This is a genomic window from Acinetobacter sp. CAU_H_56 (assembly GCF_058599425.1).
Window position 1 is genome coordinate 2,430,431 of sequence record NZ_CM178654.1, and the last position, 23,577, is coordinate 2,454,007.

Below are 23,577 nucleotides of genomic sequence, written 5' to 3' on the forward strand. Positions count from 1 at the left end.
AGTGTCCTGATTTAACGTCGTGAGCGTCTGGCCCACGCGAGTTCAATTTGTTTCATCCGTGTCAGAGATTCCAACACAAGGTTGCGCAAGTGTCGACAAAAATCTTCCATAAATAACGTCGCCTGATGGGATTTACGAATTAAAATCGCTTCCGTCACCAGTTTAAATAATTCAAAAGATTCCTGTAGCTCACGTCTTGAAATATTCAGGGTCAGAAAATAGCTACGACGTAAAGATGGCAATAGTTCCTGATAATAACGCATCAGGTAAAGATTACCGACCATCTCCTGTTGCTGGGCCATTCCCTGAAAGATCAAATCATAAAACTTTTCGGTATGGCCTTGGCGGGTTTCGGCTTCCAATTGTTCTAATAATAGCTGAATGCGTTCTGCCTCATGACTGCGCCAGGTCTCTGCCATACGATGTACCATCTGCCCCAGCAATAAAGAGGTCAGGTCAAACAGGGCGCGAACCTGCATGGCCGACATTTCCGAGACAATAGCACCGCGACGCGGGAAGATTTCAATCAGCTGGGTACGTTCAAGCAAGAGCAAGGCTTCACGGACTGATCCCCGACTGACGTCAAGCTCCGATGCAATTCTGAGTTCCTGGATGCGTTCGCCTTCAACCAACTCACCCCGGATAATCTGTTCACTGATATGCTTGGCAATCTGTTCAGACAAACTGTGTGCTTCTTGTTGTTGCATACTGTTCCTGTCTTATTTTTATTGATGCAAGTGCAGTCATTCTGGATGACTTTTCAGTTATTAAACGGCTTTTTTGCAGAAAATACTTTGACATTGTCAGACAATCTTGTGTCTATACAGCCAACCCAGTCAAAGAAAAAGGAGAATAGTGACCTATTCTCCTCAAAAATTTAGCTGATAAAAAATGAGTAGTTCAGGCAGTAAAGCCTTGATAGATAAAATACAGACCAACTGTAGTCAATAAGGCCGCAAAACATTTTTTTAATAGAACTGGTGATAATAAATGCGCCACTTTTGCACCAAATTTTGCAGTGATAAAACTCATCACACTAATACCAATAAACGCATAAATATGAATATAACCAATCGTATTTGGTACTTCGACTTCAGCTTTCTGACCAAACCAGATGAAACCTAAGGCACCGGCCACTGCGATCGGCAAACCGCAGGCAGCAGAAGTGGCTACTGCTTTCTGGATGACGACACCACAACGATTCAGGAAAGGCACAGTCAAACTGCCACCACCAATTCCGAATATGGCCGATGCCACGCCAATGCCACCACCCGCTGCCAGCTGTAATGCGGCTGAAGGCAATTTCTGGTTCGGATCAACCTGATAATGTGCACCTCTAAACATTCTGAATGCAATCCAGACTGCAAAGAAGCCAATCAGCAATTGCAGGCCCTGACCCGATAAATAATCTGCAATTCCAGCTCCTAAGAATGAGCCAATAACCAGGCCGGGCGCCAGATTACGCACTACATCCCATAACACTGCCCCTCTCTGATGATGTGCCATTATCGAACTGATTGAGGTCACAATAATCGTGGCCAGAGAGGTTCCGACTGCCATATGCATAATCACGCTTGGATCGTACTGGAGCTGGGTAAAAACAATGTACAGGATTGGCACGATAATCAGGCCACCACCCACGCCAAACAGGCCTGCGGCAAATCCTGCAATTGCACCAATCAATAAATATATGATTAACTCCATAACGACATTTACCACGTTTAGATTCAAATGGATGTAGAAACTCGCGAACTGCAGCAACGTTTAAGTCAAGCAGGCCAGCTTCCTGAAGTGTTGCTGATCAAGCCCATTACCACATCGACCAATGACGATGTCCGGGAACTGGCAACCAAAGGGGTACAACAGGTACTGGTGTGTAGCCGCGTGCAAACCCAGGGACGTGGACAGCGTCAACGTCAGTGGATTTCTCCTGAGGGGAACATCTATTTAAGCACATTGCTGCATACACAAAAAGCAATCGATGGTCGTCTGGCGCTGGAAATTGCATTAAATATCCTGCAAATGCCAAGTCTAAAAGGCCTAGACTTGCAGGTAAAATGGCCCAATGACCTGTACAGCCTGCAAGGGAAATGGGGCGGCATTCTGATTGAACCGATTTCGACTCAACAGGTCGTAGTCGGTGTCGGGATCAATGTCAGCCCACTCACGGAAAGCATTCCAGACCAGCAGGTAACTTCTCTGACTGAATTGGGACTACAGCATGCTTCACGTGTAGATCTGATTGCCGAGTTGTATCTGGCTATTCAACAAGCGGGTGAATGGTTTAATTATGGCAGTCAGAATCTGCCGGCACGGTTTAACCAATATGCTGCATTTTTCCAGCAAACAGTTGAATTTACCGATATTCAAGGCCAATATTCCGGAACTTTCCTCGGCATTCAAGACGATGGTGCGGTCATTATCGAAACGGATACAGGTACGCAGACATTTTATCAGGGGCAACTCCGTCTTAAAAACGGCGGCTGAACAGGCATCATTCAATGAAAAAACTATGGTTGGATATCGGCAACACACGGCTCAAGTACTGGATTACGGAACAGAACCAGATCATTGAACATGCTGCGGAAATGCATTTGCAATCCCCTGCCGACTTACTTCTTGGCTTGATTCAGCACTTTAAGAGTTTGGGCCTGCATCAGGTCGGAATTTCTTCAGTGCTGGACAAAGCAAATAATGTCCGTATTCAATCGATTCTGACCTGCCTGAACATTCCTGTAGTTTTTGCCACGGTACAGGCACGCTATGCCGGTCTGATCTGTGGCTATGATGATCCTTCCCAGCTTGGGATTGACCGCTGGTTGCAAGTGCTGGCCGTTGCCAAGTCAGCCGACCAAAATTACTGTGTCATCAGCTGTGGGACTGCCCTGACCATTGATCTAGCCCAAGGTCAAAAACATCTCGGCGGTTATATCCTGCCGAATCTGTATTTACAGCGCGATTCCCTGATCCAGAACACCAAAGGCATTAAAATCCCGGATGCGGCTTTTGAGGAACTCAGTCCTGGACGCAATACCATTGATGCCGTGCATCATGGCATTTTATTCGGTCTGCTCAGTACCATTGAAAAAGTACTGCAAGATTTTCCGGCACAGCTGATCCTAACTGGTGGAGATGCTGCACTCTTTGCCCAGCATCTCAAACGGTTTCAGCCTATTATTGAACCAGACTTATTGCTTAAAGGCCTGCAGCATTTTGCAGATCATTTGCCAGACACAGTTTGAGCAGCTCGAGCAACTTTGAAAAATCTGCATAGCCATCCAGTTTGTTAAAATGCCCTGCATTTTTGATTTCAAAAATCTGTGCATTCAGGCTATGGCCCAAACGCAGTGAAATCGGTGCAGGCACATAAGGATCATTGCTGGAAAGCAGCATTACAAAGCGTTTGGCACCATGTGATAGATTGTTCATATCTAACTTTACTGCCTGCACCATTTTGTTCAGTTCCGACCAGGCCACCAGTGGTGTATCAAAAGCTGCGACTAACATGAGTCCGCCAATTTTCAATTGCGTACGGCTATAATGTTCTTCAAGAAACTTTAGAGCACTTAAGCCACCCAAGCCGTGCGCAACAATGAAACTATGCTCATCCAGATGCGGAATCTGCAGTTTCAGGTTGTGCTGCCATTCTTCCAGATCAGGTTGAAAAGGATTGGTCAGCATGATCCGTTTGGCCTCGAACCCGGCGTCTTTGATCTTCCGGCTCAACCATGGATACCAGTGGTCATTTGAGGTCGCCTGATAATCAGGCACGATATAGACTTTCTTCGTTATATTTTTCATAGCATTGTACTTATTATATTTAGAGCAAAATGCTCCGACAAAAGTTAAGTTTTTAATTATTAGCGGATGAAATTCAATATTCCCTATTTAATTTCATCCTGTCATCATTGAACCAATCTGTTCATCATCCTCCCTATTCAGTGGAAGATTGGATTAGATAAGGCTGAATTACTCGCCAGACTTCTGGCAGTTCAGTACAGCCTTGCGAATTAATAAAATGTCCTTGATGCTCGGCACAGACCACAATTGCTTCCAGACTTTCCGCTTGCTCCAGACTGAAGTCAGGCTGAACCCGATCATCACCTTCCGAATAAATCACTACACGTTCATCAATCTGACGTTTTAGTAAATCAAAATCTACTTCAGCAGCGTCAATGAAAGGATTAACTTCTTCCAGACGTCCCAGTCTGCCATTAAAACCGGCCACCAAAACCAGTTGTTTGATTCTCTGATTTTTTAATTCGCGACTTAAATAATGTAATGCAGCTAAGCAACCCAGACTATGCGCAATAAAAATACTGTTTTCGTCAATCCCGTCAATCTGTTCACGCATTTGCTGTTCCCAGACCTCTAATTTTGGCGTAGTCGATGGGTCAAGTCTGAGTACTTTCAAGCTGACATGTTCCTGCTGGGCTTTTTCCTGAATCCATGGAAACCAGTTTTCTTCAGGACTTGCGGTATAGCCATGCACCACAATCACTTGAGTCATTAGAAACATCCTTCTGTATTATTTTATTTCGAATGTTTTCGAGTCTGCCTGATTTTTCTGGAAATTTGGGTAAGCAAATGTTGTTTTGTTTAAACCAGATATAAAAGAAAATACAGACAATAAAAAAGGCGCTATATGCGCCTTTTTTATTTAAAACATTTATTTTTTGTCGTTACCGCCGAACAGTGGACCCATACCACCGCCACCACCAAACTGTTTTTGCAGACCGCTCAGTGATTTCATCATTTTTGCCATACCCGACGGATTGGCAAATTTCTTCATCATCTTCGCCATTTGCGCATGCTGCTTGATCAGCTTGTTGACTTCTGACACTTCCATACCACAACCTGCTGCAATACGCTTTTTACGGCTTGGATTCATCAGGTCAGGATTACGACGTTCCTTAATGGTCATCGACTGGATAATCGCTTCCATTTTCTTCACTTGCTTTTCAGGATTCGCCTGCGCAATCGCATCTTGAATACCAGAATTGCTCATGCCTGGAAGTTTGTCCAGGAAGCCCATCATGCCGCCCATCTTGTTCATCTGCTCGAATTGCATCAGCATATCTTCAAAGTTGAAGCTACCGCCTTTCTGCAATTTCTTCGCCATTTTCTCGGCTTTTTCTTTGTCGATTTTGCGTTCAACTTCTTCGACCAAAGAAAGCACGTCACCCATGCCCAGAATACGCTGTGCCACACGTTCCGGATGGAATGGCTCAAGGGCATCCAGTTTTTCGCCCATACCGAGGAACTTGATTGGCTTGCCAGTAATCGCACGAACAGACAGTGCTGCACCACCACGCGCATCACCATCAGTTTTAGTCAGGATCACACCCGTCAAAGGAAGCGCATCGTTAAATGCTTTGGCTGTATTTGCCGCATCCTGACCGGTCATGGCATCGACTACAAACAGGGTTTCAGTCGGATTAATCGCTGCATGCAGCTCTTTAATCTCTTCCATCATATTGTCATCGATATGCAGACGACCTGCAGTATCGACAATCAACACATCGGCAAACTGGATTTTTGCCTGTTCAATTGCACGATTGACGATGCTGATTGGCTTTTCAGTAGCACTCGATTCAAGGAAAATCGCGCCAACTTCGCCAGCCACCGTCTGTAGCTGCTTGATTGCAGCCGGACGATAAACGTCGGCAGACACCATAGCCACTTTTTTCTTTTGACGCTCTTGCAGGAAGCGCGCAAGTTTGGCTGCAGTCGTGGTTTTACCCGCACCCTGCAAACCGGCAAGCAGTACCACCACCGGTGGTTTTGCTGCAAGGTCGAGGCTCTCATTGGCCTCGCCCATCATTTTGGTCAATTCGTCATAGACGATTTTGACGAAAGCTTGCCCTGGTGATAACTGAGTCATCACTTCCTGGCCTAATGCTTCTTCCTTAACTTTCGCGATAAATTCACGAGTTACAGGTAACGCAACGTCGGCTTCAAGAAGTGCCATACGTACTTCACGTAACGTATCTTTAATATTGTCTTCGGTTAGCTGCCCTGAGCCAGTAACATTTCTTAAACTCTGCGTGAGTCGTTCTGTTAAGGTATCAAACATTGCAAAATCCGCTTAAAATAGCCAGTAGCAAAAAATTGTTTCTTAAAATAGAAAATTTATGCATAGAATGCTATAGGATACTGTAGTTCGCACTGAATTTATATAAATGAATATTCATCACCCTTAAAAAGGTTTGACATGCTTAGCCTCCCCTTGGTTTACACGATCTTAGCATTAATCGCTTATACCTCCTCTTTTTGGTATCTGTTCATTCATTTAATGACTAAACGTACTCCAAATCAATGGTTTGTCGGCTTAACAGCTTTAGTTGGACTGGTACTGCATGCTTTGGTTTTATCAGGTGACATGTATACCCCGATGGGGATGAATTATGATGTATTTGCCTTACTTTCCTTTACGTCAGGGCTAATGCTGCTGCTAAGTATCATTTACAGTACCTATCGGCCGATTATTGCTTTAAACCTGATTGGTATTCCCGTCGCTGCAACCGGCCTAATTCTCGGTTTCAGTTTCACCCAGCCAGCGAAAGTCATTGCACAGAATTCTCTAGGCCTGGATATTCATATTATCTTGTCCCTATCCGCTTATGCTGTGTTATTGATGGCGACGATTCAGGCCGTCATTTTGCGGTTTCAGGACCGTGAACTGAAGAAAAAACAGAAACGTCGGGTTTGGGTCAATCTGTTGCCCTCCTATCAGGATATGGAATCTTTATTGTTCGATATGCTGATGACTGGTTTCATTCTATTGACACTCGCACTAGGTTTTGGCTTCTTTACTATTGATAATTTCTTCGCCCAACATCTGGCCCATAAGACCGCCTTTAGTATTGTGTCCTGGCTGGTTTATGGTGCATTACTGATCGGACACTGGAAATTTGGCTGGCGTGGCCAGAAAGCAGTTCGTTTTACCCTGCTTGGGTTTGGTCTGCTGGCGCTCGGTTTTATCGGTTCCAAGTTTGTGCTGGAAATGCTGTTAAACAAATAAAGTAATTGATCTTCAATATTATAAAAGCTCAGCTAAGACTGAGCTTTTTCTTTAATTATTCATTCCTTTATCTGGATTTATCCTTCCCACTCGTAGCGATAGCGGCCAACTCACCACCCGGGGCAATTCTGGGTCTTCCCATTCTGGCAATAAGGCATCTGCCAGTACATTCAGCGGATTATGTCCGAGTGCCGTGGTGGCTGCTTTTACGGCTGACCAGGTACTCATATAGCCTATCAGTTGGTAAAAGTTCCACTCGACTTGTAATACCGGCGGCTGTACAGAAATTTCCTGAAATGGAAATGGCAGATTTTTGTATCCTTCATCGACATGGCGACGTTCAGGTGCCCAATAGGGTGCGATCGTCACTTCATAAAAATGTCTGAAATAATGATTCAGATGTTCTTCATCAATGCTGAATACCCCATAACTAATAAGAGCCAGAATGGCATTGGGTTTTGCAATACGGTGAACTTCCGCATAGAATTTGTCCAGATCCAGCCAGTGGGCAGCTTGTGCGACTGAAATCAGGTCAGTGCTTTGATCAGCTAAGGGTATATTTTCAGCTAGGGCATGAAGGTATTGAATTTTCGGATGAGGTTTGGCCTGTGCGATTTGTTCTTTACTCGCATCAATAGCAATCACCTGATCAAAATAATGCGCCAAAACCTCTGAAAACTGTCCTGAGCCACAGCCGACGTCTAAAGCCAATTTGGTACTCGTTGATAGCTCTGCCAGCATCTTCCCCAAAGTGTCCGGATAATGCGGGCGAAACAAGGCATAATCTTGGGACTGCTGGGAGAAATGGTCTTTAAATTCCCGCCTTTCCATCTGCACTTTCCTGACCTGTTTTCTAACAGCTTAACTCGATCCGGAAAGGCGACAATAGGAATTTGGTTTCATTTCCAATAATTTTTAAAACTAAAAAATTAGCGTATTTTAATTATCTAAATTTTTTAAACATCAGCTAGTTTAACTATTTTGCTTGATTTGATAATCCGCTTTAAAGTTCTGATAACTACGTCGCTCTGCGGAATTTTCGGTTAAAGCTTTTACTTCCTGCATGGTATTCAGGCAACGTGCAGTGAGCTGGATATATTGCTCGGTGCCATGGCTTTTCCAGGCAATTTCTTTTTCTTCTAAAGGACGGATGACTTTTGCCGGACTGCCAAGTACCAGATTATTTGCTGGCACTTTGAATTTAGCCTTGACTGTACTGTTGGCCCCAACAATCACATTCTCCCCGATTTCGGCTTCATCCAGAATCACACTGTTCATACCGATCAGGGCATTTTTTCGTACCACGCAGCCATGCAGAATGGCACCATGACCAACATGGCCATATTCTTCCACTAAGGTCACACTGTCCGGAAATCCATGGATGGTACAAGAGTCTTGGACATTGGCATTTTTCTGGATATGAATCCGGCCAAAATCGGCACGCAACGAAGCGAACGGACCAATATAAACTCCGGCTTCAATAATCACATCACCAATCAGCACAGCCGTAGGATGGACATAAGCTTCAGGGCTGACGACAGGAATCACCCCATCAATCGCATAACATGGCATAGACTCCTCCTTGAGCTATTACATTCATGATTTTTTAAAATATTAAAAGGTCAATTCCGGCTGCTTTAAGCCACCAAAACGTTTATAAAATTGTGGATGTGCTGGTGGCATAAGGCCTTCCGCTGTCCGGGCAGTCTCCAGGAAAAACTCATCTCCTGCTGCAAATACTGCCTGATATAGATTGGTACTTAAGTTACGCGCAATCAGTGACAACCAGTCTGTTGGCAACAGTTCAAATGGCAGATTCGGGTCTTTCAGTAAAATACGGCGGTATTGATGGATCAGCAGAATACGAATCTGAAAGGCTTGTACCGGATCCAGTTCCTCTTCATTTTCCACCAGATAGAAAAATTCACGGAAATCACTAATAAATTTTTCATAACGCTGATGCAGTTCAGGGATTGGCCAATTGGTTTCGACCATGCGTTTAATGGTTGGATAAGATTCCTGCCAAAGCTGTAAAGTTTCAGCACGAAACACTACGACTTGATCGGTCATCTTGTTATTCAGTAACAGGTTTTGCAGTTTCTGCTGATCACACCCCGGATAGGCCATGACATTGGTCGCGATATTGGCAAAGCCTAGCCATTCCAGTTCTTTTTTTAGCGTCTGTTTATTTTCCAGTTCAACTGAACTGAGCAGAACCAGGTCCCATTTCTGATCCCATTCATTATGCTGGAAGCTATAAATTTTCTGGTCTGCGGTAATAAAACGCTGACGGCTGCTTTCGGTAATCCGGTAATAACTGGTGCGGCCAATCTTTTCTGAACTCAGCCAGCCATTTTGTACCAGACGGAATACGGCAGTACGCACAGAACGCTCATTGAAGCTGAATACATCCATCAGCTGAATCAGGCTGGCAAGACTAATGACTCCCCCACGGTGATAAATACTGTCACCAAAAATCGTCATTACCAATGAGGTTCCACTGAGGGTCTCATTCTGAATGAAATCATCAATTACTTGTTTTAATTTCGGATTCATTATGTTCAATTTACCTTGTCAAAGCCGGATGACAGACCTGAGCCTGTCATCCAGACGTATTTAAGCGGACTTTCGGATATCAAACACCCGCTGAGCCTTACCTTCAGAACGTGGCAAGCTACCTTCCGGTAAAACTTCCACACTGACACTAATCCCGACCATGGTCTTGATTTGTACTTTCAGCTGATTTGCCAATTGGTGTGTCATATTTATAGCATTATCTTTACGCATTTCGGTACGAATATGCAATGTATCCAGATGACCCTGCTTACAAATCTGAATCTGATAATTTGGAATAAGCTGCGGAATATGCAGGATTTGCTCTTCAATTTGTGATGGGAACACATTCACGCCACGAATAATCATCATGTCATCACTGCGACCGACAATCTTGTCCATACGACGCATGGTACGTGCAGTACCTGGCAATAAGCGTGTCAGATCACGGGTACGATAACGAATCACCGGCATACCTTCTTTGGTGATGGTGGTAAATACCAGTTCACCCAGCTCACCATCAGGTAATACTTCGCCGGTTTCCGGATGGATAATTTCAGGATAGAAGTGGTCTTCCCAGATGGTAGGTCCATCTTTGGATTCCAAACATTCCATCGCCACACCCGGCCCCATCACTTCAGAAAGGCCGTAAATATCTAGCGCATCAATACCTAGACGCTCTTCAATTTCACTGCGCATTTCATTGGTCCATGGCTCTGCGCCAAAGATCCCGGTCTTGATCGAACAGTCCTTGGCAGTCCCGAATTTTTTCTCCAGACATTCAATAATATTCAGACAATAAGATGGAGTGACCATTAAAGCCGTTGGCTTGAAATCATGAATCAGCTGGGCTTGCTTATCAGTTTGACCACCTGACATTGGGATTACGGTGGCACCCAGACGTTCTACCCCATAATGTGCACCCAGCCCGCCAGTAAACAGGCCGTAACCATAAGATACCTGAATCGTATCTTTACTGCTGAGTCCGGCTGCACGTAACGAGCGTGCCACCACATCTGACCAGGTATTAATGTCATTCTGGGTATAACCAACTACAGTCGGCTGACCTGTAGTACCTGAAGAAGCATGTACACGGACAATCTGCTCCTGAGGCACAGCAAACATGCCAAATGGATAGTTTTCGCGCAGATCCTGCTTGGTGGTAAACGGGAATTTTGCCAGATCGTCCAGTGATTTCAGATCATCCGGATGCACACCGGCTTCATCAAACTTTTTCTTGTAAACCGTACTGTTCTGATAAGCATGCTGTAGTGTTTTTTTCATACGTTCCAATTGCAGGCCACGTAATTCATCTACTGAAGCGGTTTCAATTTGTTCCATTGCATTGTTATTCATATTCTTGCTCCTGCTGCAGTCATCCTGACTGCTGATGATTTCTCTTTTGATTCAGTCCTTAAGCCACATTTTCCAGAATCAGTGCGACACCCTGTCCAACACCGACACACATGGTACAAAGGGCATATTTTCCTTGCTTACGTTGTAATTCTTTCATGGCGGTAATCACTAGTCGCGTACCGCTCATTCCGAGTGGATGGCCAAGGGCAATAGCACCACCGTTTGGATTGACTCGTGGATCGTCATCCTGAAGGCCTAGCTCACGTAGCACTGCAAGCGCCTGTGCGGCAAAGGCTTCATTTAGTTCGATCACATCCATCTGTTCTAGACTTAAGTTTGTCTGTTTTAATACTTTCTGCACTGCGGGCACTGGACCGATACCCATATAACGTGGTTCTACTCCTGCACTGGCGATTCCTACCACCCGTGCTAGCGGTTTCAGCCCATATTGTTCTGCGAAATATTTATTACCCAGTAGCACACAGGCTGCACCGTCATTGACACCAGACGCATTACCCGCAGTTACCGAACCACCTTCCTTGCGAAATGGTGCTTTTAAAGAAGATAACTTTTCTAAAGTAGTATCGGCACGTGGATGCTCATCTTCAGCAATCACCTGAGTAGAACCTTTAGCACCTTTGATTTCTACTGGCAGGATTTCTGCCTGAAAAATACCATTCTGCTGTGCCTGTTCAGTTTTTTGCTGACTGCGATAAGCAAACAGATCCTGATCTTCACGATTAATCTGATATTTTTCAGCTACGTTTTCTGCCGTTTCCGGCATACTATCTACGCCAAAACCTACCTTGAATTTTGGATTGATAAAACGCCAGCCAATGGTAGTATCATAAATTTCAGGAGTACGGCTAAATGCTATGGTGGGCTTGGATTGCACAAAGGGCGCACGGCTCATAGACTCTACCCCACCGGCCACTACAAATTGCGCTTCACCCGATTTAATTGCACGTGCTGCCAGACCTACAGCATCCAGACCGGAAGCACAGAGACGATTTACAGTAATGGCAGGCACACTTTCCGGCAAACCCGCTAAAAGTGCTGCCATACGCGCGACATTACGATTATCTTCACCGGCCTGATTAGCACAGCCTAAAATTACCTCATCTACGTCTGCCCACGGCAGATTAGGATGCTGCTGTTTTAAATACTGGATCGGTAAAGCGGCTAGATCATCGGCACGAATACTGCTCAAACCACCTGCGTAACGACCAATTGGGGTACGAATACCGTCAAAAATATAAACATGTTCCATCGTTCTTGTTCCTTAGCCCGCCACACGTTTGTCTGTTGGCGATACTTGTTGCGCCTGTCCTAGCGCTGTCTGCTTAGTTCAATATATACTAGGTTGTATCACTCTTCACCAAGAATACGATACATATTTTTTAAGATTTGTAAATTTCTGTCATATTAAATTCCATTTACTCATCCAAATCATTTTTCTGAATAAATAAAATAAAATACAAGTTAAAAATCAATAACTTGATTATAAAAATAGTGCATAAATCTATTTTTTAATATTTCATTTACTATCAGGGTAATACTACATATAACATAGGACCTAGCTAACCATCAGACCAAATAGGTATCATATTCATACCTGTCAGGAATAATTCAACTCGACCAAGTTGCTAAGCGATAACTGTAAGGAAAGATCGTCACAACTTTGAGCCGAGTCAAATCCATCTCCGGCAGATTTAGCAGCCCTTATATTGTGGTGTTCGTTTTTGCATAAAGGCCTGAACGCCCTCACGATAATCACTGGAACGGCCTGCCAGACGTTGCAGATCCCGCTCCAGAATCAGTTGCTCATCCAGATTATTGTCTGCGGCGGCATGAATCGCTTTTTTGATCAGGGATAGACCATAAGTCGGCTGAGTCGCCAGATGTTCAGCCATTTTTTCAGCTTCTGCTTTTAACTGGTCATCTTCAACTACCTGCCAAATCATACCGAGTTGTAGCGCACGTTCAGCCGAGATTTTGTCACCCAGCATCGCCAGACCCATCGCTTGGGCACGGCCAACCAGGCGTGGTAGGAACCAGGTACCCCCTGAATCTGGCACCAGACCGAGACGGCAGAAGGCCTGAATAAATGAAGCAGATTTCGCTGCTACCACGATGTCACAAGCCAGAGCAATATTGGCACCTGCACCCGCTGCTACACCATTTACGGCACAGATCACCGGTTTTGGCATTTCAGTAATCAGTTTAATCAGCGGGTTGTAGTATTTTTCAATGGATAGACCTAAATCTGGCGCATCAGCATTTGGATCAACCACACGATCATTCAAGTCCTGACCGGCACAGAAACCACGACCTTCTGCAGAAATCACTACAGCGCGAATTGCTGAATCTTGCGCCCAGCGTTTTACGACAGAAGATACTTCCTGATGCATGGTTTCATTAAAACTGTTGAGCTGTTTGGGACGGTTAAAAGTCAGGTAGCCCACTGCATTTTTTTCTTCGACAATAATTGTTTGGTAATCCATTACACACCTTTTAAGTTCTATTGAGTTCATGCATTTATTTGCATGGTGCTTAATTTAAAATCTTTACTCATCGAAACTGAGACGAACATTTTGAGTGGTTGGACGCGCCTGACAGCTCAGCACATAACCTTTCTGGATTTCTTCTTCTTCCAGGCTATAGTTGATTGCCATTTCCACTTCACCCTGTAACACCTTGCATTTACAGGTTGCACATACCCCGCCCTTGCAGGCATATGGCAGATCCGCACCAGCGCGTAAAGCCGCATCCAGAATGCTGTCATCCTGTTTGGACACCTCAATGATCAGCTCACGACCATCCAGAACGATGTTAACCTTTTCCTCGGTACGGCTTTCGATCTGCTGCGCAGAGGCTTTTGGTGCAGTACCGGTATTGAAGCGTTCGGTGTGAATCTTGTTACGTTCAATCCCGACGGTTGGCAATACGGTTTCTACCGCATTCATCATTTCTTCAGGACCGCAGGCGAAGCAGTGATCAGTTTCTGCTGGAATCAGGCCCGCCTGGAACAGCTGCTGCAATTTTTCTGCATCAATACGACCATTAAAAATCTCGCTGTCATTCAGTTCACGCGAGAAAATGTTGATCAGTTGTAGGCGTTCCTTAAAACGGTCTTTCAGGTCCATGATTTGTTCAGAGAACATGGTCTGTTTCCAGGAACGGTTACCATAAACCAGGGTAAAAGTAGCATCTTTCTGACGGTTCAAAACTGATTTGACAATAGACAGAATTGGCGTAATACCACTACCTGCAGCAAAACCGAGATAGTGTTTGCCACCAGTCTTGGCCGCTTTCTGGAAAAACACACCTTGTGGTGGCATTACTTCCAGTACATCACCCACTTTCAGGTTTTGATTAGCCCAGGTCGAGAACTGACCCTGATCAATTTTCTTGATCGCAATACTCATGTCTTCATCACTATCGCTACAGATCGAATAGCAACGGCGCAATTCTTCCTGTTCTGTTAGATGACGGATTGTTAGGTGTTGGCCCGGCTGATACTGAAAATTTTCGGCATGTTCCGGACTCAGTTCAAAAGCAATGCAAATTGCCTGTTCAGTCTGAGGCTGAATAGATTTAATGGTTAACGGAATAAACTGGCTCATTTCAAAATCCTTCTTAAGCTGTGGCGATCTCACGCTTTATTGTTATGGCTTGTGCGCTTAAGCCCTTAAATACATTTAAAATAGTCAAACGGCTCCAGGCATTCCTGACATTTGTACAGCGCCTTGCAAGCGGTTGAACTGAATTCACTGAGTAGTCGGGTGTGATGGCTATGGCAATGTGGACACTGGATACCATCACTGAGTGCAACATGAGTGCCGCAGCTATTCGATTCACCTTTAGGTGGAGCAATACCATATTGCTGCAGCTTCTGTTTGCCTTGCTCACTCATCCAGTCAGTGGTCCAGGCTTCTGACAGATCGACCACCACTTTGACTGGCGTCAGCTCGTGCGCTTCAAATGCCTGGGTGATCTCGGCCTTGAGCAGATCAGTTGCCGGACAGCCACTATAGGTAGGGGTCAATCGGACGATGATTTCATCCTGCGGGTTGATCTCGACCCCGCGAATCATGCCCAGGTCGAGGACTGACAAGACCGGGATTTCCGGATCGGAAACCTGGGCCAGGACCTCCCAGCATTGATCTTCTACATGTCTAATCAAGTTCATGCCACTCACTCCCTGTGATGTGCTGGATTTACCAGTTCATGCCTGGATAGCTGCGCTGCATATATTGCAGTTCCGCCAGTACATAACCCAGATGTTCGGTATGTAGTCCCTGCTTGGCGCCACTACGGTAAGCACCACTTTCTGGCAAGCTCAGTTCAAAACGTTGCAACTCAGCAGATATGGTTTCCAACCATTTCGGTTTCAGCAGTTCCAGATCCGGAATCAGGTGAGCATCAACCAGCTGACGTTCATCTGCACTCAGGCTGAACAACTCTTCGGTAAAACGCCATAGCTGATTCAGACCATTCTGGATTTTTTCATGAGCTTCTGCTGTACCTAAGCTCAGGCGTTCCATCCATGAGGTTGAAAAACGCAAATGGTATTTCACTTCTTTCAGTGATTTGATGGCGAATGAGGAAATCTCTTCATTCCTGCTATTGCTCAGTGCTGCAAACAGCAAAGCATGGTAATGATCCATCAACCACTGACGTACGATAGTTTGACCGAAGTCATTATTTGGCTGTTCGCATAGCAGTAAGTTACGGTATTCACGCTCGGTACGGAAATAGGCCAGTTTATCTTCATCACGACCTTGCCCTTCAATTTCACCGGCTAGGCTCAATGCGGTACGTGCCTGACCTAACAGGTCCAAACCGATATTTGCCAATGCAATATCCAGCTCTAGCTCCGGTGCATGACCGCACCACTCTGCCAGACGGTGTGAAAGGATGAGCTGGCTGTCGCCAACATGCAGTAAAAATTGTGCCAATACCTGATTTGTCATTATTCTTTCCTCTACCTTACATGTGCTCGATGCCATCTGGAATGTGATAGAAAGTCGGATGACGGTAGACCTTGTTCAATGAGGGATCAAAAAACTCTGATTTTTCATCTGGTTGAGATGAGGTAATCAGTTCAGATTTCACAACCCAGATACTTACACCTTCATTGCGGCGGGTATAGACATCACGGGCATTTTGCAGGGCAATTTCATCATCAGGGGCGCGCAGGCTGCCGACATGGCGGTGGCTCAGACCCTGTTTGCTGCGAATAAATACTTCGTATAAAGACCAGTTATTCTTGTTCATTTGCATATCCTTGTGCTATTCCGTTGCCTTAAGCGATTTTTCTATTGTCTGACTGCTGCTGTTGCTTGCTGGCATAAACTGCTGCTGATTCACGTACCCATTTGCCGTCTTCCCAAGCCTTACGACGTGCTTCAATACGCTCGTGGTTGCATGGGCCTTTACCTGCCAGCACGTCAAAGAACTCATCCCAGTTCACTTCGCCAAATTCATAGTGGCCTGTTTCTTCATTAAACTTCAGATCTGGGTCCGGCACAGTCAAGCCAAGCTGCAATACTTGCGGTACGGTGTTGTCGACGAATTTCTGACGCAATGCATCATTACTGAATAATTTGATTTTCCACTGCATGCTTTGTGCACTGTTTGGAGAATTGTCATCACTTGGACCAAACATCATCAGTGCCGGCCACCAGAAACGGTTCACTGCATCTTGTGCCATCTGTTTCTGTTCTGGTGTACCTTGTGCCAGTTGCATCATGGCTTCAAAACCTTGACGCTGATGGAAACTTTCTTCTTTACAGATACGCACCATGGCACGTGCATAAGGACCATAGGATGTACGACACAACGCCACCTGGTTGACGATTGCCGCCCCATCTACCAGCCAGCCAATCGCAGCCACATCTGCCCAAGTCAAGGTTGGATAGTTAAAAATGGATGAGTATTTCATGCGGCCAGCAATCAGCTTTTCCATCATGTCATCACGGTCTGCACCAAGCGTTTCTGCTGCACTGTACAGGTATAGACCATGCCCTGCTTCATCTTGCACTTTAGCCAGCAATACCGCTTTGCGTTTCAAGGTCGGTGCGCGGGTAATCCAGTTACCTTCTGGCAGCATGCCAATCACTTCTGAATGTCCATGCTGGCCAATCTGGCGGATCAAGGTCTTTCTATAGGCATCCGGCATCCAGTCCTTCGCTTCAATAGAAATGTCCTGCTCTATCTTCTGATCGAATGTTTGTTGTTGCTTATTCATGTTTGTCTCACTTATCCCAAGTGCTGATACACTCAAATTAAAACGATACAAATATAAAATCAATACTATTTTTTAAGTATCATATATTTTTTAAAAGTATTTTTTATTAAGTTATTGTTTTTATTATTTTTAATTTTTTAATTAGATGAAAGTTACTTTTTTGTTAGCGGATTATGATTGACATTTAAGCTTTTTGATTGCAATTTATGAAACATCAAAAGTAAAAATAAACTCAACAACGTATCATAAATGGAGTTATACAATGTTGGAACTGGACAGCACGACCCAGAGCACGGATCTTCAGGACAACACACAGGCGCATTACTCAGCTAAAGTTAAAGTATTGAGTTCACTAGTTTTAGGTGGTGAACATAGCGCACAAAATGACTTGCGTACGGTCTATCATGCCATTAGCGGTGAAGCAATTTATCAGGTCAGCAGCCACGGCATCGACATGCATAACGTAGTGCAATATGCCAAACAGAAAGGTGCTGTCATTGCCCACTGGACTTTCCACCAGCGTGCTAATGCTCTGAAACAGGTGGCGCAATATTTACTGGAACGTAAGGAAGATTATTACCGCCTAGCAGCCGCAACTGGCTGTACCCGCAAAGATGCCTGGATTGATATTGAAGGTGGGATCGGCACCCTGTTTGCCTATTCAAGTCTGGTTCGCCGTGAACTTAGCGATGAAACGGCGCTGGTAGAAGATGCCTGGATTCCACTGTCCAAACAGGGCAGCTTTGGTGCCAAACATATTCTGAGCCCGAAAGCCGGTGTAGCAGTGCATATCAATGCATTTAACTTCCCAATCTGGGGCATGCTGGAAAAAATTGCACCGACTTTACTAGCCGGTGTGCCGTGTATTGTGAAGCCGGCAACAGAAGGCGCAGAACTGACACATGCAGTCGTTAAAGATATTTTAGCCAGTAATTTACTGCCAGAAGGTACTTTGCAGCTGATCTGCGGACAGACTTATGACCTGTTTGATCACCTGAATGCACAGGATACGGTAACCTTCACAGGTTCGGCTGCTACCGGCCAGAAACTGCGTGCGCACCCACACCTGAATGCCCACTCTATTCCATTCAGCATGGAAGCCGACTCGGTGAACAGCGCCATCCTGACCCTGCAAGCCAATGATGAAACCATTGACCTGTTTGTGCGTGAAGTCTTCCGTGAAATGACGACCAAGGCCGGACAAAAATGTACTGCAATTCGTCGTGCCTTTGTGCCAGCAGAATTACTCGATACCGTACAGCAACGCCTGACTGAAAAACTGCAGAAAGTGGTCATCGGTGATCCCGCACAGGATGGTGTGACCATGGGAGCTCTGGCCAGCGTTAAACAGAAGCATGATGTTGCTGCTAAGGTAGAACAACTGGCACAGGAAGCTGAAATCATCATGGGTAGCCACCTACGCCAGGATTTTAGCATCCAGGTCGCACACCCAGAAAAATCTGCTTTCTATCCGCCAACAGTGCTGTTATGTAAAGATCCAGTTCAGGCCCAGCAGATTCACAATATCGAAGCCTTTGGCCCAGTGGTTACACTGATGCCGTATAGTGACCTGCCACAACTGGCAACATTAGTAGCTCGTGGTGAAGGAAGTCTGGTTGCTTCAATTGTGCGTAACCATGATGAAAATATTGAACAGCTACTCAGCAAGATCGCGCCTTGGCATGGTCGTGTGCATATTCTGGACCGTGAAAGCGCCAAGGAAAGTACCGGTCATGGTTCACCACTGCCATTGTTAGTGCATGGTGGTCCGGGGCGTGCTGGCGGTGGTGAGGAACTCGGTGGCCTGCGTGCAGTGAAACACTATATGCAGCGCACTGCTATTCAAGGCTCACCAAATGCGCTGACTCAGGTCGGTCATAGCTGGACCGCAGGTGCTGAGGTATTTGAAGACCGCGTACACCCATTCAAGAAATCTTTTGATGAATTGCGTATCGGTGAGCGCCTGCTGACTGCACGCCGTACCATTACTGAAGCTGATATTGTCAACTTTGGTGGTTTAAGTGGTGATTACTTCTATGCCCATATGGACAAGATTGCGGCTGCAGAATCCCTGTTCGGTGAACGCGTCGCACATGGCTACTTCATTGTTTCTGCCGCTGCTGGCCTGTTTGTTGATGCTGCTCCAGGTCCGGTTATTGCCAACTACGGTATGGATAACCTGCGCTTCGTAGAACCGGTGAAAATTGGTGATACTATTCAGGTAGAACTGACCTGCAAGCAGAAAACACCAAAACCACTGCGTGATGAGCAAAAACCGCATGGTGTCGTGGTTTGGGACATCAAGGTGAAAAACCAGCGCAATGAACTGGTCGCGACCTATGACATCCTGACGCTAGTAGAAAAAGCTGCTTAACAAATATTTTCAGACACTTAAAGTAAGAAGGGAATATATTTGATTCCCTTTTTTATTCTTTTAAAAATAATTGTATCTTTTTAATCCAGACATATTGACGGCTGTGCAAATTACTCCTAGATTAGATTAATTAATACATTTAAAAAATAAAAATAATTAAAATTGTATCAAATAAGCCAATCACTATAACTTGCACAGGATGTTGCATGATGAATGAAAAAACATTGGTCATAGACAAGGTTGACAATGACGTCCAACCACTCGATTCTCATCTAAAAATTACTACGCCTATCCCTGAACAGGGGGCTACAGAAATTCCACCAGCGGCTCCAGAACGTAGCAGCTATCAATGGTATGTGGTGATCATCTGTATGGTGGCCTATATTCTGTCTTTCGTAGACCGCCAGATTTTATCCCTGATGATTGAGCCGATTAAGGCCGACCTGATGCTGAGTGATACTCAGTTCAGCCTGTTACAGGGTCTGGCCTTTTCCCTGTTTTATGCCTTTATGGGCGTACCAATTGCCGCACTGGCCGACAAGAAATCCCGTGTGAAAATTATTTCAGTCGGGATTGCCTTCTGGAGTCTGGCAACTGCAGCCTGTGGTCTCAGCAAAAACTTTATCCAGATGTTCCTGGCTCGCCTCAGTGTCGGTGCAGGTGAAGCAGCACTTTCCCCTGCCTTTTATTCCATTGTGGCGGATCTATTCCCGAAACATAAACTGGGCCGTGCGCTGGGTGTTTATGCCATTGGTGCCTTTATCGGTTCGGGACTGGCTTTCCTGATCGGTGGTTATGTCATTGGTCTGCTCAAGGATGTCAGCTTCATTACTTTACCGGTAATTGGTGAGATCAAGACCTGGCAGCTGACCTTTATGATTGTAGGTTTACCGGGTGTATTGCTGGCATTGCTGATGATTCTGACCGTACGTGAACCAGAACGTAAAGGTCTCAAAATGGATGCGAATGGTGTCGCAGTGAAAGCATCTTTTAAGAATTCGATTGGTTTTATCAAAACCCATAAAAAAACTTTCTTCTGTCATTTTATTGGCTTCTCTTTCTACACCATGATGCTGTATTCCCTGCTCGGCTGGGCACCGGCCTACTACATGCGTCACTTTGGTCTAGATGCAAGCCAGACTGGATATATCCTTGGAAGTATTATTCTTGTTGCAAATACTTCAGGTGCCTTATTCTGTGGCTGGCTGATCGACTTCTTTTCTAAACGTGGCTATAGCGATGCAGCGATCCGTGCCGGTGCAATTGGCTGTGCTGCCCTGATCATTCCAAGTGTGCTATTTACTCAGGTCGACAATATGCAGCTTTCATTCGCACTGATCTTTGTGGCGATGTTCTTTTCGACCTTCCCGATTCCAGCATCAGCCGCTGCTACCCAAATGCTGACACCAAACCAGTTGCGCTCTCAGGTATCAGCCAAATTCCTGTTGATTTCTAACCTGATTGCACTCGGTGTAGGCACAACTGCTGTAGCACTGATTACAGACAGATATTATGAAAATACCTTAATGGTGGGTAATTCAATTTCTATCGTCAATGCGATAGCCGGCCTGATTGGTGTGTTCCTGCTGTATAAAGGCTGTCAGTATTATCGTGAAAGTATGAAAGTCGAAAAACTGATCGATTAAGACAATATTAGATTTTTAAGATTGAAATCCAAACCTTAAATCAGCCGATTTAAGGTTTTTTTATTTAGATCACAAAAGACCAATAAGTACTCATTCACCATCAATCTTTTTATGCAATTCATATGAAAATTAAACTGCCTGGACTTTCCCGCCAAAAAGCCGTATAACACCGTTTTTCGAATTAACAGGTGTTGACCGTTGAAACTTGTTCTTGCACCCATGGAAGGCTTAACTGACCCGATTATGCGTGATGTACTGACATCCGTCGGGAGCTTCGACTGGTGTGTAACCGAGTTTATTCGTGTCACGGATTCGGTGTTGCCGGATCATATCTACCATACCTACTGCCCTGAACTGTTAAATGACGGCAAAACTGCTGCCGGTACGCCGGTGCATGTACAGTTCCTGGGAAATAACCCGGAAATGCTGGCAGCCAATGCAGTGAAAGTCGCTGCTATGGGCGCGCCTGCAATTGACATGAATTTCGGCTGTCCAGCCAAAACCGTAAACCGTCATCGTGGTGGTTCAGTGCTGTTAGATGAACCTGAAGTCGTCTATGAATTGGTCAAAGCTGTTCGTGATGCAGTGCCTGCACATATCCCGGTTTCGGCGAAAATGCGTCTGGGTTATATGGATCGCAACTTCATGATGGAAAATGCACATGCCATTGAAGATGCTGGAGCGGCCTGGGTTACTGTCCATGCACGGACCAAGGCCGATGGCTATACTCCGCCAGCCTTCTGGGATCAGCTGCAACCAATTCGTGAAGCCTTAAAGATCAATGTCATTGCCAATGGTGAAATCTGGACCAATACCGATGCCAAGCAATGTCAGCTAGAATCAGGCTGTGAAGACTTGATGATTGGCCGTGGTGCGGTCACTACACCTGATCTGACCCAATGTATTCGCCAGAATTCTGATGAGCCGCTTATCACCTGGAATGAGCTGCTTGAACTGCAAATCCGTTTCCTGAATGGTTCTTATAAAAGGGAAATGAATATGGTCGGCCGTTACAAACAATGGCTGGGGATGATGTCCAAGCATTATCCTGAAGCTAAAGCACTCTGGGATGAGGTTAAACGGATTAAACAGCTGGTTGAAATTACTGAAAAGCTAAAAGCCTCGAAAAATTAAGAAAAAAAGCCTTTGAATGATTCAAAGGCTTTTCTGTTCGGATTGCCGCCTGTTTAAATTTGCGACATGTTCACGATTGGTTTTCCATGATCTTTCTAGTACTTCCTTCTCCAAGCGAATCTGGATACGTTTAATCTTGGTGTCAGAAATAACTCGCTGATTAAAGCTTTTTATATAATCTGTCCAACCTGCGCCTCGAAATACATAATTCGGCATTGGAGTTTTGAATACCGCATCTGGCATAAATACAATCACAGAATGCAGCTGGGCTGGCTCAATAATATCAACCAGCAACTGCTCCAGAACTTTGATGTGCTTATAATTCTGATGAATCGGATTTTGAAATTTATAGCTATTTTTATAAAGTTTTTGCGTCCAGGTTTTTTGTCGCTCTCCACCAAAGATCCAGCCTTTATAGTTTTTGGTTTCAATCACAAACAGGCCATAAGGACTTAATAAGAGATGATCAATTTGTGTTGTGCTCCCTTCTCCATCTGGAAGAGTCAAATCGTTTAATAACCGATACTCAGGGTCTTTCAGATAAAGTTTGACATGCGTGGTAACAGCGAATTCTCCCAGCTTTCCTTTTAAAAATGGTTTAAATAACTTAAAAACGATCAAACCAATAAAAAGTAGAAGAACCCACCATAAACTCGACCAGAGTTGGCCTAAGATTTGTGTTGCGAACTGATCCATATTTTAATTTTCATTAATTTTATGATTTTGATCTTAATGGGTTCGCTCAATATTTAACAGAATTTCTTTTTTATCCAAACCGCCTGCAAAGCCTACCAGCTTACCGCTACTGCCAATCACCCGATGACAAGGTGCAATAATCGAGATCGGATTTTTACCATTGGCAGCGCCCACGGCGCGCACTGCTTTAACATTACCGACCTGTTCAGCGATTTCCCGGTAACTTCGGGTCTGTCCATAAGGAATATTCAGCAAAGCCTGCCAGACTTTTTTCTGAAAATCAGTACCAGCAAAGTCTAAAGGCAACTCAAAAACACTGCGTTGACCGGCAAAATATTCCTGAAGCTGACGCCGAGCTTCTATCAATACAGGATGCTGTGGATCTTCTACCAGAGTTGCCAACCTGACCCGATTCGGTTTTTCACAATCCCAGAGTACAGCCACCAGTGCTGTTTCATTGGCGACCAACTGCAACTGTCCTACAGGCGAGTCCATATAAATATAACTGAGTTGCATGGCCCTACTCCTACAGAATCAAGCT

Annotated in this window: 24 protein-coding genes; 6 read left to right on the forward strand and 18 right to left on the reverse strand. The window is 45.0% G+C overall.

The window, feature by feature from the left end; genetic code table 11:
• Positions 1-11: 11 nt before the first annotated feature.
• Both AC4MCC_RS11490 and AC4MCC_RS11495 read right to left on the reverse strand, forming a co-directional pair.
• Positions 12-707, reverse strand: a complete 696-nt coding sequence (locus AC4MCC_RS11490) for a GntR family transcriptional regulator (RefSeq protein ID WP_005234246.1) — start codon at positions 705-707, stop codon at positions 12-14.
• Between the two features lie 193 nt (positions 708-900).
• Positions 901-1,704: a sulfite exporter TauE/SafE family protein gene (locus AC4MCC_RS11495; protein ID WP_261634983.1), complete on the reverse strand. Its 804-nt coding sequence runs from the start codon at positions 1,702-1,704 to the stop codon at positions 901-903.
• A gap of 27 nt (positions 1,705-1,731) precedes the next feature.
• Here AC4MCC_RS11495 and AC4MCC_RS11500 point away from each other — a divergent pair, with 27 nt between their 5' ends.
• Together AC4MCC_RS11500 and AC4MCC_RS11505 are read left to right on the forward strand one after the other, a co-directional pair.
• A complete protein-coding gene (locus AC4MCC_RS11500) occupies positions 1,732-2,487 on the forward strand; it encodes a biotin--[acetyl-CoA-carboxylase] ligase (protein ID WP_491885316.1) in 756 nt (251 codons plus the stop codon).
• 14 nt (positions 2,488-2,501) lie between these two features.
• Entirely contained in the window at positions 2,502-3,242 is a 741-nt protein-coding gene (locus tag AC4MCC_RS11505) for a type III pantothenate kinase (protein WP_491885317.1), read from the forward strand.
• Here the strand turns inward: AC4MCC_RS11505 and AC4MCC_RS11510 are convergent.
• From AC4MCC_RS11510 to ffh, 3 genes are all read right to left on the reverse strand, one after another.
• Positions 3,196-3,801 carry an RBBP9/YdeN family alpha/beta hydrolase gene (locus AC4MCC_RS11510; RefSeq protein WP_491885318.1) on the reverse strand — a complete coding sequence of 202 codons (606 nt, stop codon included), beginning with the start codon at positions 3,799-3,801 and terminating at the stop codon, positions 3,196-3,198. The genes AC4MCC_RS11505 and AC4MCC_RS11510 overlap by 47 nt on opposite strands.
• A gap of 133 nt (positions 3,802-3,934) precedes the next feature.
• Positions 3,935-4,510, reverse strand: a complete 576-nt coding sequence (locus AC4MCC_RS11515; protein ID WP_491885319.1) for an RBBP9/YdeN family alpha/beta hydrolase — start codon at positions 4,508-4,510, stop codon at positions 3,935-3,937.
• A gap of 159 nt (positions 4,511-4,669) precedes the next feature.
• On the reverse strand, positions 4,670-6,076 hold the full coding sequence (gene ffh, locus AC4MCC_RS11520) for a signal recognition particle protein (RefSeq protein ID WP_491885320.1): 1,407 nt from the start codon (positions 6,074-6,076) through the stop codon (positions 4,670-4,672).
• A 138-nt stretch (positions 6,077-6,214) separates the two neighbouring features.
• On the opposite strand from ffh, the gene AC4MCC_RS11525 reads away from it, so the two are divergent.
• Entirely contained in the window at positions 6,215-7,024 is an 810-nt protein-coding gene (locus AC4MCC_RS11525; protein ID WP_004783358.1) for a cytochrome C assembly family protein, read from the forward strand.
• 51 nt (positions 7,025-7,075) lie between these two features.
• Here the strand turns inward: AC4MCC_RS11525 and AC4MCC_RS11530 are convergent, their stop codons facing one another.
• From AC4MCC_RS11530 to paaA, 11 genes are all read right to left on the reverse strand, one after another.
• Positions 7,076-7,855 (reverse strand): class I SAM-dependent methyltransferase, encoded by a 780-nt coding sequence (locus tag AC4MCC_RS11530; RefSeq protein ID WP_491885321.1) that lies wholly within the window; start codon positions 7,853-7,855, stop codon positions 7,076-7,078.
• Positions 7,856-7,996: 141 nt separating this feature from the next.
• Positions 7,997-8,596, reverse strand: coding sequence for a gamma carbonic anhydrase family protein (locus AC4MCC_RS11535; RefSeq protein WP_419374979.1), 600 nt, complete (start codon positions 8,594-8,596; stop codon positions 7,997-7,999).
• A 42-nt stretch (positions 8,597-8,638) separates the two neighbouring features.
• Positions 8,639-9,580 carry a phenylacetic acid degradation operon negative regulatory protein PaaX gene (paaX, locus tag AC4MCC_RS11540; RefSeq protein ID WP_180047933.1) on the reverse strand — a complete coding sequence of 314 codons (942 nt, stop codon included), beginning with the start codon at positions 9,578-9,580 and terminating at the stop codon, positions 8,639-8,641.
• Positions 9,581-9,640: 60 nt separating this feature from the next.
• Positions 9,641-10,933, reverse strand: a complete 1,293-nt coding sequence (gene paaK / locus AC4MCC_RS11545) for a phenylacetate--CoA ligase PaaK (protein ID WP_491885322.1) — start codon at positions 10,931-10,933, stop codon at positions 9,641-9,643.
• A 58-nt stretch (positions 10,934-10,991) separates the two neighbouring features.
• Positions 10,992-12,203, reverse strand: a complete 1,212-nt coding sequence (gene pcaF, locus AC4MCC_RS11550; RefSeq protein WP_491885323.1) for a 3-oxoadipyl-CoA thiolase — start codon at positions 12,201-12,203, stop codon at positions 10,992-10,994.
• A 442-nt stretch (positions 12,204-12,645) separates the two neighbouring features.
• Complete coding sequence (gene paaG / locus AC4MCC_RS11555) at positions 12,646-13,437, reverse strand: 2-(1,2-epoxy-1,2-dihydrophenyl)acetyl-CoA isomerase PaaG (RefSeq protein ID WP_004783368.1); 792 nt, start codon at positions 13,435-13,437, stop codon at positions 12,646-12,648.
• A 63-nt stretch (positions 13,438-13,500) separates the two neighbouring features.
• Positions 13,501-14,559: a 1,2-phenylacetyl-CoA epoxidase subunit PaaE gene (gene paaE / locus AC4MCC_RS11560; protein ID WP_419365657.1), complete on the reverse strand. Its 1,059-nt coding sequence runs from the start codon at positions 14,557-14,559 to the stop codon at positions 13,501-13,503.
• Between the two features lie 65 nt (positions 14,560-14,624).
• Positions 14,625-15,125, reverse strand: coding sequence for a 1,2-phenylacetyl-CoA epoxidase subunit PaaD (gene paaD / locus AC4MCC_RS11565; protein ID WP_419365658.1), 501 nt, complete (start codon positions 15,123-15,125; stop codon positions 14,625-14,627).
• 28 nt (positions 15,126-15,153) lie between these two features.
• Positions 15,154-15,909: a 1,2-phenylacetyl-CoA epoxidase subunit PaaC gene (paaC, locus tag AC4MCC_RS11570; RefSeq protein ID WP_419374975.1), complete on the reverse strand. Its 756-nt coding sequence runs from the start codon at positions 15,907-15,909 to the stop codon at positions 15,154-15,156.
• A gap of 16 nt (positions 15,910-15,925) precedes the next feature.
• Positions 15,926-16,213 carry a 1,2-phenylacetyl-CoA epoxidase subunit PaaB gene (gene paaB / locus AC4MCC_RS11575; protein ID WP_004783374.1) on the reverse strand — a complete coding sequence of 96 codons (288 nt, stop codon included), beginning with the start codon at positions 16,211-16,213 and terminating at the stop codon, positions 15,926-15,928.
• A gap of 28 nt (positions 16,214-16,241) precedes the next feature.
• Complete coding sequence (gene paaA / locus AC4MCC_RS11580; protein ID WP_419374974.1) at positions 16,242-17,186, reverse strand: 1,2-phenylacetyl-CoA epoxidase subunit PaaA; 945 nt, start codon at positions 17,184-17,186, stop codon at positions 16,242-16,244.
• Between the two features lie 262 nt (positions 17,187-17,448).
• Here paaA and paaZ point away from each other — a divergent pair, with 262 nt between their 5' ends.
• The 3 genes from paaZ to AC4MCC_RS11595 all read left to right on the forward strand — a co-directional run bounded on the left by paaZ (position 17,449) and on the right by AC4MCC_RS11595 (position 22,340).
• Positions 17,449-19,560: a phenylacetic acid degradation bifunctional protein PaaZ gene (paaZ, locus tag AC4MCC_RS11585; RefSeq protein WP_491885324.1), complete on the forward strand. Its 2,112-nt coding sequence runs from the start codon at positions 17,449-17,451 to the stop codon at positions 19,558-19,560.
• A gap of 206 nt (positions 19,561-19,766) precedes the next feature.
• A complete protein-coding gene (locus AC4MCC_RS11590; RefSeq protein WP_491885325.1) occupies positions 19,767-21,206 on the forward strand; it encodes a spinster family MFS transporter in 1,440 nt (479 codons plus the stop codon).
• Between the two features lie 198 nt (positions 21,207-21,404).
• Positions 21,405-22,340, forward strand: a complete 936-nt coding sequence (locus AC4MCC_RS11595) for a tRNA dihydrouridine synthase (RefSeq protein WP_491876144.1) — start codon at positions 21,405-21,407, stop codon at positions 22,338-22,340.
• A 21-nt stretch (positions 22,341-22,361) separates the two neighbouring features.
• Here AC4MCC_RS11595 and AC4MCC_RS11600 read toward each other — a convergent pair whose 3' ends face one another.
• Positions 22,362-23,036 carry a nuclease-related domain-containing protein gene (locus AC4MCC_RS11600; RefSeq protein WP_491885326.1) on the reverse strand — a complete coding sequence of 225 codons (675 nt, stop codon included), beginning with the start codon at positions 23,034-23,036 and terminating at the stop codon, positions 22,362-22,364.
• 33 nt (positions 23,037-23,069) lie between these two features.
• A complete protein-coding gene (locus AC4MCC_RS11605; RefSeq protein ID WP_180017096.1) occupies positions 23,070-23,552 on the reverse strand; it encodes a methylated-DNA--[protein]-cysteine S-methyltransferase in 483 nt (160 codons plus the stop codon).
• Positions 23,553-23,577: the final 25 nt, after the last annotated feature.

Bases quoted from the DNA above. Each gene is read 5' to 3' on its own strand.
- paaX (WP_180047933.1), bottom strand. From the start codon at position 9,580: ATGAATCCGAAATTAAAACAAGTAATTGATGATTTCATTCAGAATGAG.
- paaC (WP_419374975.1), bottom strand. From the start codon at position 15,909: ATGACAAATCAGGTATTGGCACAATTTTTACTGCATGTTGGCGACAGC.
- AC4MCC_RS11490 (WP_005234246.1), bottom strand. From the start codon at position 707: ATGCAACAACAAGAAGCACACAGTTTGTCTGAACAGATTGCCAAGCAT.
- AC4MCC_RS11500 (WP_491885316.1), top strand. From the start codon at position 1,732: ATGGATGTAGAAACTCGCGAACTGCAGCAACGTTTAAGTCAAGCAGGC.
- AC4MCC_RS11530 (WP_491885321.1), bottom strand. From the start codon at position 7,855: ATGGAAAGGCGGGAATTTAAAGACCATTTCTCCCAGCAGTCCCAAGAT.
- paaA (WP_419374974.1), bottom strand. From the start codon at position 17,186: ATGAATAAGCAACAACAAACATTCGATCAGAAGATAGAGCAGGACATT.
- AC4MCC_RS11505 (WP_491885317.1), top strand. From the start codon at position 2,502: ATGAAAAAACTATGGTTGGATATCGGCAACACACGGCTCAAGTACTGG.
- paaG (WP_004783368.1), bottom strand. From the start codon at position 13,437: ATGGATTACCAAACAATTATTGTCGAAGAAAAAAATGCAGTGGGCTAC.
- AC4MCC_RS11605 (WP_180017096.1), bottom strand. From the start codon at position 23,552: ATGCAACTCAGTTATATTTATATGGACTCGCCTGTAGGACAGTTGCAG.
- paaD (WP_419365658.1), bottom strand. From the start codon at position 15,125: ATGAACTTGATTAGACATGTAGAAGATCAATGCTGGGAGGTCCTGGCC.
- AC4MCC_RS11590 (WP_491885325.1), top strand. From the start codon at position 19,767: ATGATGAATGAAAAAACATTGGTCATAGACAAGGTTGACAATGACGTC.
- AC4MCC_RS11515 (WP_491885319.1), bottom strand. From the start codon at position 4,510: ATGACTCAAGTGATTGTGGTGCATGGCTATACCGCAAGTCCTGAAGAA.
- AC4MCC_RS11535 (WP_419374979.1), bottom strand. From the start codon at position 8,596: ATGCCATGTTATGCGATTGATGGGGTGATTCCTGTCGTCAGCCCTGAA.
- pcaF (WP_491885323.1), bottom strand. From the start codon at position 12,203: ATGGAACATGTTTATATTTTTGACGGTATTCGTACCCCAATTGGTCGT.
- AC4MCC_RS11525 (WP_004783358.1), top strand. From the start codon at position 6,215: ATGCTTAGCCTCCCCTTGGTTTACACGATCTTAGCATTAATCGCTTAT.
- AC4MCC_RS11495 (WP_261634983.1), bottom strand. From the start codon at position 1,704: ATGGAGTTAATCATATATTTATTGATTGGTGCAATTGCAGGATTTGCC.
- paaB (WP_004783374.1), bottom strand. From the start codon at position 16,213: ATGAACAAGAATAACTGGTCTTTATACGAAGTATTTATTCGCAGCAAA.
- AC4MCC_RS11510 (WP_491885318.1), bottom strand. From the start codon at position 3,801: ATGAAAAATATAACGAAGAAAGTCTATATCGTGCCTGATTATCAGGCG.
- ffh (WP_491885320.1), bottom strand. From the start codon at position 6,076: ATGTTTGATACCTTAACAGAACGACTCACGCAGAGTTTAAGAAATGTT.
- paaZ (WP_491885324.1), top strand. From the start codon at position 17,449: ATGTTGGAACTGGACAGCACGACCCAGAGCACGGATCTTCAGGACAAC.
- paaK (WP_491885322.1), bottom strand. From the start codon at position 10,933: ATGAATAACAATGCAATGGAACAAATTGAAACCGCTTCAGTAGATGAA.
- AC4MCC_RS11600 (WP_491885326.1), bottom strand. From the start codon at position 23,036: ATGGATCAGTTCGCAACACAAATCTTAGGCCAACTCTGGTCGAGTTTA.
- paaE (WP_419365657.1), bottom strand. From the start codon at position 14,559: ATGAGCCAGTTTATTCCGTTAACCATTAAATCTATTCAGCCTCAGACT.